Origin of the sequence: Helicobacter typhlonius (genome assembly GCF_001460635.1) — a bacterium.
In the GTDB taxonomy this organism is placed as follows: domain Bacteria; phylum Campylobacterota; class Campylobacteria; order Campylobacterales; family Helicobacteraceae; genus Helicobacter_C; species Helicobacter_C typhlonius.
In genome coordinates, this window is sequence record NZ_LN907858.1 from 1,551,392 (window position 1) to 1,566,038 (window position 14,647).

Consider the following 14,647-nt stretch of genomic DNA (forward strand, 5'->3'; position numbering starts at 1 on the left):
GAGACAAAATGAGTGAAGAACAAGCAAGAGATTTGAAAGAGCAAATCTTAGATATGGAAGATAAATTAGATGAGTTTGTAGAGCAAATGCAAGCAAGAATTACCATTTTAAAGAACTCTTTGCGTAAAATGGAGCAAGAGAAGCCAAAGGCAAAAGATTATGAAAGATAATAATCTAGCAAAAGCTGCCTTTTTAAGCATTCCACTTTTGGCTATAAGTTGGATTTTTAGTGGCTTTATAGTGCTTATCATCAATAAAGTTCCTATAGCAAAACTGATTCAAGTATGGCATTTAAATTTTATTTATGAAGCCATAGATAAAGGCTATCCAAATGCGTGGCTATCACTTATAATAGCAATTGTTTTAAGTGTGCTTATGTTAGTGTCGGCAATTGTCTTTATGCAACAAAAAGAGAGTTTGCACGGTGAAGCAAGATTTGCTAATATCAATGAGATTCGTAAAGCTGGGCTTTTTGGCGATAAAAACAATAATGTTAAGCGCGGCATTATTATTGGTAAGTATGGTGATAAGTTTTTGAAATTTGGCGGAGCGCAGTTTGTCGCGCTTGGTGCGCCTACACGAAGCGGAAAAGGTGTAGGGATTGTCATTCCTAATCTTTTAGAGTGGGCAGAATCTGCTGTGGTGCAGGATATTAAGCAAGAGTGCTTTGATTATACGAGTCGTTATCGTGCAGAAAAGCTGGATAATGAAGTATTTTTGTTTAATCCATTTTCATCTCGCACTCATCGCTACAATCCTTTTACTTATATTGATATGCTAGATACAGAGCATTGTGATTCGCAGCTTATGGATTTAGCAAATATTATCTATCCAAGTGATGGTAAAGATGCCTTTTGGAGTCAGCAAGCACAGAATCTCTTTATAGGACTTTGTTATCTCTATAAAGATTTAGCATTAAGTGAAGATGGTAGAGCATTTTTAACATTGTATGGACTAAAGGCAGAGTTTAATTTCTATGGACTTTTGCAACTAAGCAAAGGTTTTGAATTTAAAGTGGGTGATAATGAAGTCAAGGGTTTTGAGGAGACTTATAGATTCTTAAAAGAGCTAGATATTATTAGTGAAGCGACAAATCGCCGCCTTAGCACATATTTTAATGTGGATAGTGATAATACAAAATCAAGCATAATGGCAAGTTTTAATGCGCCAATTAGCTCATTTGAAAGTGATACATTAAGACTATCAACAGCTACAAGTGATTTTGACTTAAGAGAATTGCGTAAGAAAAAAATGACTATTTATATAGGCATTACACCTGACCAATTAGCAAATGCACAATTTATACTTAATATTTTTTGGTCCCAGCTCATTCTCTTAAACACCAAAGAATTGCCACAGCAAAACAAAAATTTGAAATATGCAACACTTTTGCTTATGGACGAATTTACTGCACCGGGCAGAATCCCTGTGTTACAAAAAGGTGTTAGCTTTATTGCTGGATACAACTTACGACTACTTACCATTTATCAATCACTATCCCAACTAGAAACACCTGTTCCAGATGGTTATGGCAAGGAGGGAGCAAAAACACTCTTAACAAATCACGCGTGTCAAATTTTCTATGCACCAAGAGAGCAAGAAGACGCGGAAGCTATTAGTAAGATTCTAGGCAATAAAACAGTTAAACAAACAAGTAGAAGCCATAATCACGGCGGAAGTGGTGGCGGTAGTCGCAGTATTAGCGAAACTCATCGCGCATTAATGTTGCCACAAGAATTGAGAGAAATGCCATTTGAAAAAGAACTCATTACCATTGATAGTGGCAAACCAATACTTGCAAATAAGGCATTTTATTACAGCGATTACTACTTTATGGATAAGTTTAAAGCAGTCAGCGAATCGCTAAAAGATATTAAAGGCATACCTAGCAGAGATGAGCTAGAGAATGCAATCCTACAAGGAGAGTGCAACATTAAAATACCAATTCAAAAGGAGCAATAAATGGAAAATAATGCAAAAGTTGATGAATTTTTAACATTTTTTAGATCATTGGATTCTAAAGAACGAGATTCATTGTTTGAGAAGATCAAAGAGGAACACACAGAAATCAAAGAATTAGAAGCAACAGGTTTTATACCTGCGGAGCAAAAATATGGGGCAGAGCTAGAGCAATCATCCATAAATTCTACCCTTGCCAAGATGAAGCAAAAGATAGAAGCATTTGCACAAAAAGGGTTTCATCAAGATGATTCAACACACCAAAGCAAAGATAAAGGAGTAGAGCGATGAGACATATTGGTCAAGGAGCAAAAATGAAAAAGAGTTTGATTTGCGGTGCTGCAATAGTGGCAATGGTAGCAATTAGTGGCTGTAGCAAAAAGCCTGTAAGGATAGAGTGGGGAGCGACATCTCAAAGCATTAACAATGCGCTTTTAGAAGAACGATACAGCTTTGTCCCAAAGGATAAAAAGCTGAAAGAAAGCAATTGGGCGTATGAAGTGGAAGCACAAGCAAAGGGTGATTATTTGTTTGAAAATAATCAAATGGTAAAAGTCTTTTTACTTGCACACAATGCTGATAAAATCATTATTTTGGGTGAAAAGAATCTAGCCCTGCAATATCGCAATTATTTTAAAGCAAATGGTGTAACTGCATATGTAGATGTGCAACCTATTGATTTGGCTAGAGGTTTAAGAGACAGAGTCAAAATAATGTTTTTTAGCTCTAAGGCTATGCTTGATGATGATAAAGAAGTAAATCCATTAATCATTAATCCCATAGAAGAGCCAAACTATCCCATAAATTCACAAAGCAGCAGAGAATCCATAAATGAATACTGAAGCAAGTGAAGTCGGCGAATCTAGCGATTTTATAGAATCTGCTGCCACAAATCCACATAGAGAGGCACTCAATGATTTGATTGGAGGCAGAGCTTACCACTTTATAGATGGTATCGCTAATGCTAAAGCACTGCTAAGTGGCTTAAATAGCAAAATAGATTCGCTAAAAAGTAAAAGTGAATTTATGGAATCTAACGAGGTATTAGGCATTATAAGCGACTTTGCAATACAAAGCGATATGCTCAACAATGAGTTTGAAAGAATAGATAATTTCTTTGATAACTCTCTTAGCCAAAAAGAATTAAATTTTATCAATAAGTTAAAACTTATCAACGATTCTCTTGAATATTTTGTAGAAAAACTTAATTCTATAAAGCTAGATGAGACATTAAAAGACATTAGTGATAGTGTGGGACAAAGTGTTGATGTAAGAGCTGATTTAAAGCAGTTTTTTATAGACCTAAAGTCATTGATAAAAAGCGTAGATGAAAATGCCAAAAAACAAATATCTGCAAATTTAAGCGCAATTAACGCGGTTGAAGAGGGATTCTATCAAAAGCATAGTGAAAATATGAATAAGTTTTTAGAATCTCAAGTCAAAAGCTTACAATCACAAGCAAATGTTCAAGATGAGGAATTCAAAAAGCAAATAAATATGCAAAAAGAGCAGTTAGATTCTCTCCTAAATCATATAGGTAATGTAAAGAAGTTTGTTTTGGCATTTATATGCGTAGCGGTATTTATAGGGATATTGTGTGGAGCTTTCACTCTCTTAGCATTTGGCAAATATAAGGAATACAAAGAGATTGAATCTAAATTTAACACCTTAAGCGAGAAACTTAATAGCGTAAAAATCCTTAAAAATAGCAATAACAACATTATGCTTTTAGTCCCTAAAAGTGCAACGATAAATAGCAATGGTAAGGAGCATATAATCAATTTAGGAGGTGGAAAATGAAAACATAGCACCCAATAAAGCAAAATAGAAATGGAACAAGTGGCGGCATACAAAAAAAATCCATATTATAAGGAGTAAAAAATGGCAATAGCAAGATTAGATTCAAATCAAAAAGTGGTGCTTAATAGTGATTCACAAATGGATTATGTAAATAAGGCTGATGAAAAGAAAATAATGTCGGCTAAAACCGCGGCGATAAATATTTTAAGTGAAGCAGTTGAAGCTAAAAATATAGGAGTTGAAAAGCTTAGTGTCAGCTTTAAACAAAGTATGGATGGAGAAGAGCCGAAATGGCAAAGTTATTTTGTCAATATTCAAAAAAATGGCAATGTAAGTCTCAAGCCATTCAATAGCGAAGTCAAAGATGGTAGCGACCTAATCTACTTTAATAAGGTAGAAAAAGATGGCAAAAGCTTTTATATGTTAAATGAGCAAAGTGAAATGGGTAAAAATTTTGCAAACTCATTAACTACAAATACTTGGCAAGATAAAAATGGCTTTGAGCATACAAATCTTGCCGTAAGAATAAATGTCAATGATGAGAATCTTAAACAAGCTCTCATAGAAAAAGGTGAAGGCGCATATGCTGTGATAAGCAGAGATGGTGTTAATGTAACAACAAAACAAGAACAAGATGCTGCTAAAGCTGCTACGCAGGACAAATCACAGCCAACCAAAGATAATGAGAGATAACTCTATGCATAAGGAAGCATTTGCTTCCTTACACCAAACATAAAAATACTTGCGAAAGAAAACAAAAAAGACTATACAATGGACAGGTAATGGATAAAGAACATCGTGGAATTTACAATGTAACCTTTAATGACAAAAAAGCTACGCCTATTCTCAAAGATATTGAAGCTATTGAAGATGCTGTGATTGAATATATTGCGATGTATGTGAAAGGATTTCATCTTGAAAGAAGAGATAAGGGCAGAGGTGCGGAACATATCAAGTTACATTTGAAAGAGAATAGCAAGGGCGAAATAAAACTACAAGAACTTTTAGACATAGGACATTCCCTAAGAGAATATTTAAAAAACTTTAGTGAGCCTTTCATTGATGAAAAAGGAGCAAAGATTTATGAATGGGAGAATAAAGAGGGTATAAGATTTAGGACTATTGTAGATAGGATAGATGGGCAGGGGCACACATCTACCACCTTCCACCCATCTAATGAACAAATTATATCTTTTTATTCTGATAGAAACTTTAACAAACAAATGGAATTTAAGAATCCTAAAGTAACACAATACTATCAAAACAACAAAGACATAAATAGCTCTACACTCAATGTATCAGATTCTACCCTTGCCAAGATGCAACAAAAGATAGAAGCATTTGCACAAAAAGGATTTAGGAAAGAAGGTAAAAAAGAAAATGATATGGAGCGTTAATGAGGGAAAAGATTCTCATTTCACCACTCATAAGAAAAATTAAAAATAAAGGAGCAAGGCGATGAGTGAAAAAGAAAGAGAATTAGCGATTTTTCATCTTTGTAAATCTCTCGTAGATTTATTGGGAGAAGAACAAGCCATTGCTGATTTAACACTTCTTTATAAACGACACCCTGAAATGTTTAAAAACAAAGATGAAGTAAAAGAAGTGATAGAAAAAGTAGTAAGTGAGCCTGAAATCATCATTAAAAATCCCTCTCCAATGAGTGAAAAGGACTACATAGCAGGAAAAAAGCTTAATGATAAAAAAATGGGTGAAGTTGGCGTAAGACAAGATGAAAATATTGTTAAGATTTTTCACGCTAATGAAAAGAATGTTAAAAAGCTAAAACAACTTGATAAAAAAGAGGTGGTGTATAAACAGCCGATGGTAGGGACGCCCACTTCCTACACTCAAGCCCAAAGTCTTGACGAGCGACTGGTTGATAACAACATTTCATCGACTGCTACCGACATTATACCACAAAGTGCAACTTCTTTAGAAAACAAAACCAATCTCACAAAAGTTTCAGAATCTGCACTTAAAAGAATGCAGCAAAAAATAGATGCAGTTGCACAAAAAGGCTTTAAAAAAGATAATAATAAAGATAAAGGAGTGGAACGATGAAATTTATAAAGAGCAAAATTAAGAAAAAACACATTTTAACATTTTGCTTGATTATTCTTGGCGTAATTATTAGCCAATTTAGCAATTTTAATCTTGCCTATCTTATGCCAAGTAAAGAAGTGCAAGGAAGTATTATTAAGGTTTATGATGGCGATACTCTAACAATACTTCATAATGGAGAGAAGTTTAAAGTAAGGCTTTATGGCATTGATGCACCAGAATCTAACCAAAGCTATGGCAAAGAGGCTACATCTCATCTTTTAACTCTTTGCCCCATAGGAAGTAATGCCACACTGAAAATCAAAGATAAAGATAAATACAACAGAATTGTAGCCATAGTCTTTTGCAATGATATTGATGTCAATGCAAACTTAGTAGAAAATGGTTTTGCTTGGGCTTATAAAGAATATTCTAATGCTTACACTCATTTAGAAATAAAAGCAAGATTAGCTCATAAAGGCTTATGGAAAGATTCTAATCCTATAAAACCGAGTGTGTTTAGGAAGCAGCAGTAGAAGATTTACACTGCACATTCGGAGCAATAAAAACTAAAACAACACATAAAAGGAGATAAAATGAGACTTTTTATAGCAGAAAAACCTGATTTGGCAAAGGCAATAGCAGCAGCATTAAATGGCGAATTAAAAAACTATTCTAATAAGGGTGTAGGATACTATATAAAAGGTAATGATTATATTACTTGGAGTTTTGGGCATTTGCTTGAACTTTATAAACCAGAGGATTATAAAGCAGAATGGAAAAAGTGGGATATAAACGATTTGCCATTTAATATTGCAAAGTATGAGTATAAGCCATTGGAACAGAGTGAAAAACAACTCAAGGAAATAAGTAAGCTTATCCATAAAAAAGAAATAAATGAAATTATGCACTGCGGGGATAGTGATGATGAAGGACAGATTCTCATAGACGAGATTTTGGATTATGCCAAAAACACTAAGCCTGTAAAACGAGTGTTGATAAATGATATTACACCTGAAGCAGTGCGTGATGAGATAAGAAAAGCACGACCAAATAGCGAATTTAAAACAATGAGTGATAGAGGATTTGCAAGAAGTATTGCAGATTGGATAGTAGGAATAAATCTAACAAGAGCTTATACCTGTGCTTATCGTGCTAAGGGTGGAGACAATACGCTAAGAGTTGGACGAGTGATGACGCCTATTCTTAGCCTTATTGTAGATAGAGACTTGCAAAATGAGAACTTTAAGAGTATAGATTATTATAGTCTAAATGGAGAATTTGAAGTAGATTCAACGCTTATTAAAGCAAATCTAAAAACAGAACAAAAGATTTTAGATAAAGCAGAGGTTGAAAAGATAAAAACACATATAGAATCTAAACAATTTACTTTAAAGCTTACAAAAACACCAAAAAAAGAATATCCTCCCCTACCCTATAATCTTTTAATTCTGCAAACAGAAGCAGCAAAGCTTTATGGCTACTCTCCTAAAGATACACTTAGCTTTACACAAACACTAAGAGAAAAATATAAAGCAATAAGCTATAACAGAAGCGATTGCCAATATTTGCCAGAAAAGATTTATGAACAAAGCAAAGGGATTTTAGAAGCAGTGAAGTCAAATATAGGCGAACAAGACTTTCTAAGTAAGGCAAATCTAACTATCAAAAGCAAAGCGTTTAATGATAAAAATCTCTCTGCTCACTATGGGATAATTCCACTTAATAGCAGGTTTGAGTTTGATAAGTTAAGCCAAACAGAGAAAAATATCTATACACTTATCACCAAACGCTTTGCTATGCAGTTTTATGAAGCAAGGGAATATATCGCTTACAGCGTAGAGCTAGAATGTGAGGGTATAAAATTTAGTGCAAGTGCAGCCAAAACTACCAAAAGTGGATTTAGGAGCATATTTAATGAAGAAAATGATGATGACAATGAAAAGGAACTAGATTTAGAAAATATCAAAAGCAACACTGCCACTTTAAAATCTAGTGAGGTTAAAACACTCCAAACAAAACCTTTACCACAATATACAATGACTACGCTTCTTAAAGATTTAAATCAAGTAGCAAAATATGTAAAAAATGAAAATATTAAAAAGCTACTCATTGAAAAAGATAAAGACAAAAAAGGTGAAAGTGGCGGCATAGGCACACCAGCTACAAGAAGCGAGATGATAGATAAGCTTATTACACAAGGATTCATCACTTGCAGTAAAGACAAAAAGCAAAGCATTAAAGCCACACAACTTGGACGTGATTTAATAAAGAGTGTTAGTCCTATGCTCTCTAATCCTGATATGACTGCCTTGTGGTTCGAATATCAAAAAAGCATTGAAAAAGGAGAGATGAGTAAAGAGAGCTTTTTGAATGATGTGTTAGATTCCGTAAAAGCTGAAATTGAGAATATCAAAAAAGCAAATTTAGATATAAAAATTGCTGGGGTAATAATGTGCCCAAAATGTAAAAAGGGGCATTTGCGCAGAATCAAAAGTGTCAAGAGTGCATTTTATGGGTGTAGTGAGTTCAATAATGGGTGTAAATTTACAGCAATAGAGAAAAATGGAAAACCAGTCTTGAATGTAATAAGTAAATAAAAGTTTTTACTTATATTTAATTTTATTTTATTGTATTTACTTTAAAGGAGTTATAATGGCAAAATCAAAAACACAAAATAGCGGATACGAGCTTTCGCTTTTTAGTGTATTTGACTACTATGATGAGAAAGGAGAGCTTCAAAATGATGTCCTCAACCCAAACAATAGATATAGAGACCAAAGAGCAAATAGAGAGTTATTTCAAAGACAAGGAGCGATTAGCGGAACTCTTAGGGATTCGCAGAGGGAACTATCAAGCAAGTCAAGCGCAACAGGAAGCATTCCTAGCCAAAGTGAAAGCGGAGGGATACGATGGATACGGCGAAATGAGCATACACGAGGAAATATGGGAGATAGAAGTAAGCAAACTAGAAAGGAAGTTGCCACAGATTCTAGCCAATCCGCCAATGGAGTTTTATTTCAATCGCAAGATATGGACGATAATAGAGAGCGAATGGCAAATAGTGGGACAATACCTCAATCCACTAGCGGAGGAAAATCTAGACTCCGCCATACAGAAAGGATACCATCATCGGTGGATAATGGTTATTCTAACGAGGTGGGCAAAACATCTCTATCCAAAAGCAATACAAATAGCAGATTACGACAGATTGACTTATTTAGTGGAGAAACAGCTGGAAGTAGAAATAGAGGCGTTTATGAAAGCCTCTTTGCTACCAAACATAGCGGAATTGACTCCATATCAAGCGTTGGAGACAATGGGGATAAGTCCCAATCAATATTGCCTAGCGTGGCAGGAGCAGCAATTCAAGCTAAATCCACACCACAACAATATATGGGACATTCTAGTGGGCGAACACAAACAGAATCTAGCGGAGGAGATTTACTAGAAAATCAAACTTCAAGCAGCGATAAATCCACCGCGCAAATAATACCACATTTTGCAACTGCTAGAAAAATCGGTGAAACACCCAGCATAATAGGTGATGAAACATATATACCAATAGGCGAAAACTATAAATTAGCAAGTGATGTATCTATTAAGGGCTTTAGAGATAGATTTGAAGCCAATATTGCCGCCATATCTACACTTAGGGAATTGCAATTTAAAGGTGAAATGCCAAATGAAGAACAAAAGGAAATTCTAAGTAAATTTAGCGGTTTTGGCGGTATGGCTAAGATTATAAATGGCAAAGATGGTGATTATGCAAAAGAATATGAAATACTTGCAAATGTTGTAAGTGATAAAAAGGAATTAGATAGGCTAGAACGAAGCTGCACTGATGCATACTACACACCTAGATTTATCATTGATAGCATTTATAGTAGCCTTAATCATTTTGGATTAAATAACGATTCTAATACAAAGCATATATACGAACCAAGCTGTGGCAATGGTAGATTTATAGGCTATATGCCAGACGCAAATTATAAAATGCACGGCACAGAATTAGACAGCATAACTTTCAATATAGCAAAACTACTTTATCCACAAGCGAATTTGGAAAATAAAGCATTTGAAAGGGTGGATTTTAACCGCAATTTTGATGCATTTATCGGTAATCCACCTTATGGAGACAAAGACACAGGTAACGAAAATGGTGAGGGTAAGGTCTGTGATTTCTTTATGCTTAATGCCATAAAGAATCTAAAAGACGATGGCATAGCCGCATTTGTTGTAAGCAATGGCTTCCTAGACAAATCAAATGAAACTATTCGCGCAAAAATCGCTAAAGAGGCGACATTCATAGGGGCAATCCGCCTACCAAATAATGTGTTCAAAGATACAAATGCAAGTGTAACAAGTGATATTGTATTCTTCAAGAAAGGTGTAGATAAGTCTATTAATCAAGCGTGGATAAATAGTAAGGCTGTGGATAATAGCAATTCTAAAATAAATGAGTATTTTTGGAATCACAAAAATCATATCTTGGGAGAATTATCATTTGTTAGCACAAAGTTTGGCGAAAAATTAGCTGTAAAAGATAGCGGTAAAGACTTGCCAAGAGAAATTGAAAAAATAATATCTACTCTACCAAGAGATATTTATCACTACCACGAGCCAATATTTAAATACAAAAGTAGCTATCTCAACCAAAATGCACCACAATATGAGGAGCTAAAAAATTACATAGGCGGTTTAAAGAAAGATAGTTTATGTGTAGTAGATGGTAGTGTATATCAAGTAGCAGATACAAAAGGTCGGCTTAAATCTCCGCATAGAAGCTATACAGACAAAGAGGCGGAAAAGATTAAAGGCTTTATCTCCATAAGAGATACTTTTAATGAGTTGGTAAGGCTAGAACAAAGCGATATAGCTGACGATGATAGGGAGCTAGTGCTTAAAAGAGCCGAGCTTAATCGTGTGTATGATAAATTTGCCAAAGATTTTGGCTATTTGAGTAATCCACGCAACGCAACGCTTTATCGTGGGATAGATATAGAATCAAACAAAATTACTGCCCTTGAAAAGCAATACGATAAGGGCATAGGCAGAGAAGCAGCAAAGAAAAATGGAGTGGAAGCAAGAAAGCCTAGTGCCATCAAGGCAGATATTTTTAATACACGCACAATACGCCCTACCAAAGAACACAAAGTAGAAACACCAAAAGAAGCCCTTATGGCAAGTCTTAGCATTTATGGCAAAATCAATAATGAATGGATAGAATCTGCCCTGCCCCAGATAGATAAAGAAGCAATTTTTAATGATCTATTAGAACAAAAATTAATTTTTGTAAATCATTTAAACAAATCACAATTTTTAAGTGCAGATTTATACCTAAGTGGTAATGTCAAAGCAAAACACAAAGAAGTAGAGAATCTAGTCAATGATGGCGATGAGAGCTTAAGAGTAAACCTAGAGGCATTACAGAAGATTTTACCAAAAGATATAAAGGCTGCTGATATTGCTGTAAATATAGGAACTTCTTGGATACCAGCAAAGTATTATGAAGAGTTCATAGCAGAGCAATTTGGCTTGGAACAAGACTACATAAGCATTGAATCAAAAAAGCACTTGGGTTGGCAAGTATGGTGCGATGATTATAGGGTAAGCACAGAAGCAAAGCATAAATATGGCTATTCTAGCGATAGGCATAGCGTAAAACCTAGCACATTACTAGAATATGCTTTTGCTAACACTGCCTTAATTCTAACAAAACCAAGCACAACAAGATTCAATGATAAAGGTGAGCCTGAACGAGAAACAGACCACGAAGCTACCGCGATTGTCAATGAAAAAATTGACAATCTAAAATATGCGTTTAAAGAGTGGATTTTTAAAGATATAGACAGGCGTGAGCATTTAGAGCGCATATATAATGATACTTTCAATACACATATCACAAGAAAATACGATGGCTCACATTTGACTTTGCCCGGCTTCAGCTCTGCCAAGAATCTCTATCCACACCAAAAAGACGCTATTTGGGCAGCAATACAAAATAAATCTATATTGCTAGATCATCAAGTAGGAGCTGGGAAAACACTTAGCACAATCTGCGCCCTTATGGAACAAAAGCGTATGGGACTAATCAATAAACCATTGGTAATTGTGCCAAATCACATCACAGAACAATGGAATAAAGACTTCTATGATGCATATCCTAATGCAAACATTCTAGTCGCGACAAGGGAGGATTTAAGCCCGAATAAACGAGAGGAATTTTATGCAAAAATTGCCTCTAATAATTGGGATTGTGTAATTATGGCACATTCACAATTAGAAAAAATCCCTATGCCCAATGACTTTTATGAAGAATATGTGAGTGGAGCTAAAGCAGAATTAGAATCTTTTAGAGGTGAGCTAGATGAAAAAGAAAATAGGCGGGATATTCAACGCATAGATAAAATGCTCACAAAGCTAGAAAATCAGCTACATAAAAATAGAGAATCCAAAACAAACTCTATTGATTTTAGTGAGTTGGGTGTAGATAGCATAGTCATTGATGAGGCGCACGAGTTTAAAAATCTAGGAGTAAATACTAAAATGAAAAATGTGCTAGGGCTTGGAGCAAGAGAACCTAGCCAAAAAGCACAAAACCTTTATGTGCTAACAAAATACTTGCACGCAAATGATAAACGAGTAATGTTTCTAACAGGCACACCTATTAGTAACTCTGTAACTGAACTATACACTATGCAGCGATATTTGCAGCCGCAATTATTACAAGAAAAAGGCATAGAATCTTTTGATTCTTGGGCTTCTTGCTTTGGCGAAAGTGTGAATGATTTTGAGCTAGATTCTAGCGGCATTAATTATAAACTCGTTACACGCTTTAGCAAATTTAATAACATCAGTGAGCTAAGTGATATGTATCGCGCAAATACGCACATTGTTACTAATGCTGATATTCTAAAGCTTAATCCTCACTTTGTGCCGCCTCTTGCAAATGGTAAGCCTACAAACATTATCGCTCCACGAAGCAAAGAGATAGCACAATACATTGGCATTCAGGGTGATAATGGTGAATGGAATAGGGGCTCTATCATATGGAGAATGGAAAACTTTAGAGACGACCCTAGAAACAACAATGTCTTGGCTTGCACCACAGATGCAAGAAAAGCGGGACTGGATTATCGGCTTATTGACCCAGAAGCCGAGGATTATGCAGAATCTAAAAGTAACCTATTAGCAGAGGAAGTATTTAAACGGTGGGAAAATTGGAGGGAAGATAAGGGAACACAATTGGTCTTTTGCGACTTAAGCACACCAAAGATACATAGCCAAAAAATTGCTTGCAATAGAGAGATGAGCCAAAGTGAGATAGAATCTATTGCTAAAGCGGAATTGCAAGAAGCAAAAAACCTTAATGAGATAATGGATTCGGCAGAAATTAGTGAAGGTATAGAATCAAGTGAGAAAAGTAATGATGAGATAATTGCCTCTAACGCAAAGTTTGATGTATATAGTGATGTGCTTAAAAAGCTTGTAAAAAAAGGGATACCACAAAGGGAGATTGCTTTTATTCACGATGCTAAAACACCACTACAAAAACAAGCCTTATTTGATAAAGTAAATCGTGGAGAAATTCGCGTTCTTATAGGCTCTCGCTCTAAAATGGGAGCTGGGACAAATGTGCAACAAAGAGGTGTAGCTATTCATCACTTAGACTGCCCTTGGCGACCTAGTGATTTAGAGCAAAGCAATGGACGATTCATAAGACAAGGCAATTTACTACACACAAAATATGGTGATAATTTTGCCATTGAAGAGATAAGATATGCCACTCAAAAGACTTATGACGCGCGTATGTGGCAAACTATAGAATCTAAAGCTAAAGGTATAGAGCAGTTTAGAAATGCAGATAAAAGTGTGCGAGAAATAGATGAAATCTCTATGGGTAGTGCTAGTGCTGGTGAAATGAAAGCTGAGGCTGTGGGTAATCCACTTATGCTTTTGCAGATTCAAATAGCAAACGAGTTAAGAAAAGAAAATGCCAAAGAAGCAGCATTTAAGAAAGAGTTATTTGATAATGAAGAGACACTACACAAAAATAAAGAAGCTAGACCACTATTTAAAAAGGAGTTAAGCAATCTAATAAACATTAAAGATATTTTGAATGAAAACCCCAAAGGAGAACATTTTAAATGTGAATGCTTTGAAAATGGCGAGTTTAAAGCGTATGAGATTATATCAGATTCTAAAAAAGTAGAATCTAGCAATACGCAAACAAAGCAAAACCCACAACAAGTCGCCTTAGAAAAAGCCTTTTGGGATAATTTTGACAATCTTTTCAATAGTGAGGCTGGTGAGAGCATATTTTTTAAATATCGCGGACTTACCATTGGTGGCTCGTTTAGCAATGATATGAAAGGCTTTAGCTTTTACATTGCGGATTCTAAAAACAATTATATTGAGCCTGATAATCTATCATATAGAATCAACACAAGCAACATACTAGAGAACGATTTTAGAAGTGTGATTAAGTTTAATGGATTGTGGGCGAGAATTAATAATTTTTTCTCCAATATCTACGAACACATACAAAGCCAAGAAGTAAAATTGCTAAAAAATACAGAAGTTATAGAATATTTAAGTAAGCAAATCAAGCACAATGAATATCCAAACGCCACATATTTAGACGCTTTACGCAGAGATAACAACCAAATAATAAAAGAAATCCAAAAAATGAGCCAACAGAAAGGCTATGTAAGCACTTTTGCGCCCAAATCATTTGAAATTAAAGCTGCAAATGAAACTGCCAGAAAAATACAAGTAGAAAAATAAATTAAAAAGTAATATATTTTATATTAAATTTTTTTAAATTCTTTATATATATTTA

At 34.9% G+C, this 14,647-nt stretch carries 11 protein-coding genes; all 11 read left to right on the forward strand.

Features of this window, described 5'->3' with window-relative positions; all coding sequences use genetic code 11:
- Positions 1–8 precede the first annotated feature (8 nt).
- The 11 genes from BN2458_RS09985 (at position 9) to BN2458_RS07790 (ending at position 14,592) form a co-directional block, all read left to right on the forward strand.
- On the forward strand, positions 9–170 hold the full coding sequence (locus tag BN2458_RS09985; protein WP_156407289.1) for a hypothetical protein: 162 nt from the start codon (positions 9–11) through the stop codon (positions 168–170).
- The gene (locus BN2458_RS07740; protein WP_034342963.1) at positions 160–1,962 is read left to right on the forward strand and encodes a type IV secretory system conjugative DNA transfer family protein; all 1,803 of its coding nucleotides are present in this window, start codon (positions 160–162) and stop codon (positions 1,960–1,962) included. Before BN2458_RS09985 ends, BN2458_RS07740 begins: the two co-directional genes overlap by 11 nt.
- The gene (locus BN2458_RS07745) at positions 1,963–2,250 is read left to right on the forward strand and encodes a hypothetical protein (protein WP_034327747.1); all 288 of its coding nucleotides are present in this window, start codon (positions 1,963–1,965) and stop codon (positions 2,248–2,250) included.
- Positions 2,251–2,273: 23 nt separating this feature from the next.
- A complete protein-coding gene (locus BN2458_RS07750) occupies positions 2,274–2,801 on the forward strand; it encodes a cag pathogenicity island Cag12 family protein (protein ID WP_161594471.1) in 528 nt (175 codons plus the stop codon).
- Positions 2,791–3,759, forward strand: a complete 969-nt coding sequence (locus BN2458_RS07755; RefSeq protein ID WP_034327749.1) for a hypothetical protein — start codon at positions 2,791–2,793, stop codon at positions 3,757–3,759. The genes BN2458_RS07750 and BN2458_RS07755 overlap by 11 nt, the downstream gene beginning before the upstream one ends.
- An 81-nt stretch (positions 3,760–3,840) precedes the next feature.
- Positions 3,841–4,452, forward strand: a complete 612-nt coding sequence (locus tag BN2458_RS07760) for a hypothetical protein (RefSeq protein ID WP_034327750.1) — start codon at positions 3,841–3,843, stop codon at positions 4,450–4,452.
- 89 nt (positions 4,453–4,541) lie between these two features.
- Positions 4,542–5,156, forward strand: a complete 615-nt coding sequence (locus tag BN2458_RS10450) for a hypothetical protein (protein WP_052057435.1) — start codon at positions 4,542–4,544, stop codon at positions 5,154–5,156.
- A 61-nt stretch (positions 5,157–5,217) separates the two neighbouring features.
- The gene (locus BN2458_RS07770) at positions 5,218–5,823 is read left to right on the forward strand and encodes a hypothetical protein (protein WP_034327752.1); all 606 of its coding nucleotides are present in this window, start codon (positions 5,218–5,220) and stop codon (positions 5,821–5,823) included.
- Positions 5,820–6,338, forward strand: coding sequence for a thermonuclease family protein (locus tag BN2458_RS07775; RefSeq protein ID WP_231944767.1), 519 nt, complete (start codon positions 5,820–5,822; stop codon positions 6,336–6,338). The genes BN2458_RS07770 and BN2458_RS07775 overlap by 4 nt, the downstream gene beginning before the upstream one ends.
- A 60-nt stretch (positions 6,339–6,398) precedes the next feature.
- On the forward strand, positions 6,399–8,402 hold the full coding sequence (locus BN2458_RS07780; protein ID WP_034327551.1) for a DNA topoisomerase: 2,004 nt from the start codon (positions 6,399–6,401) through the stop codon (positions 8,400–8,402).
- A 55-nt stretch (positions 8,403–8,457) separates the two neighbouring features.
- Positions 8,458–14,592 carry an SNF2-related protein gene (locus tag BN2458_RS07790; protein WP_082628721.1) on the forward strand — a complete coding sequence of 2,045 codons (6,135 nt, stop codon included), beginning with the start codon at positions 8,458–8,460 and terminating at the stop codon, positions 14,590–14,592.
- The last annotated feature ends 55 nt before the right edge of the window (positions 14,593–14,647 follow it).

Coding starts and splice junctions, on each gene's coding strand:
- BN2458_RS09985 (WP_156407289.1), top strand. CDS start 9: ATGAGTGAAGAACAAGCAAGAGATTTGAAAGAGCAAATCTTAGATATG.
- BN2458_RS07740 (WP_034342963.1), top strand. CDS start 160: ATGAAAGATAATAATCTAGCAAAAGCTGCCTTTTTAAGCATTCCACTT.
- BN2458_RS07745 (WP_034327747.1), top strand. CDS start 1,963: ATGGAAAATAATGCAAAAGTTGATGAATTTTTAACATTTTTTAGATCA.
- BN2458_RS07750 (WP_161594471.1), top strand. CDS start 2,274: ATGAAAAAGAGTTTGATTTGCGGTGCTGCAATAGTGGCAATGGTAGCA.
- BN2458_RS07755 (WP_034327749.1), top strand. CDS start 2,791: ATGAATACTGAAGCAAGTGAAGTCGGCGAATCTAGCGATTTTATAGAA.
- BN2458_RS07760 (WP_034327750.1), top strand. CDS start 3,841: ATGGCAATAGCAAGATTAGATTCAAATCAAAAAGTGGTGCTTAATAGT.
- BN2458_RS10450 (WP_052057435.1), top strand. CDS start 4,542: ATGGATAAAGAACATCGTGGAATTTACAATGTAACCTTTAATGACAAA.
- BN2458_RS07770 (WP_034327752.1), top strand. CDS start 5,218: ATGAGTGAAAAAGAAAGAGAATTAGCGATTTTTCATCTTTGTAAATCT.
- BN2458_RS07775 (WP_231944767.1), top strand. CDS start 5,820: ATGAAATTTATAAAGAGCAAAATTAAGAAAAAACACATTTTAACATTT.
- BN2458_RS07780 (WP_034327551.1), top strand. CDS start 6,399: ATGAGACTTTTTATAGCAGAAAAACCTGATTTGGCAAAGGCAATAGCA.
- BN2458_RS07790 (WP_082628721.1), top strand. CDS start 8,458: ATGGCAAAATCAAAAACACAAAATAGCGGATACGAGCTTTCGCTTTTT.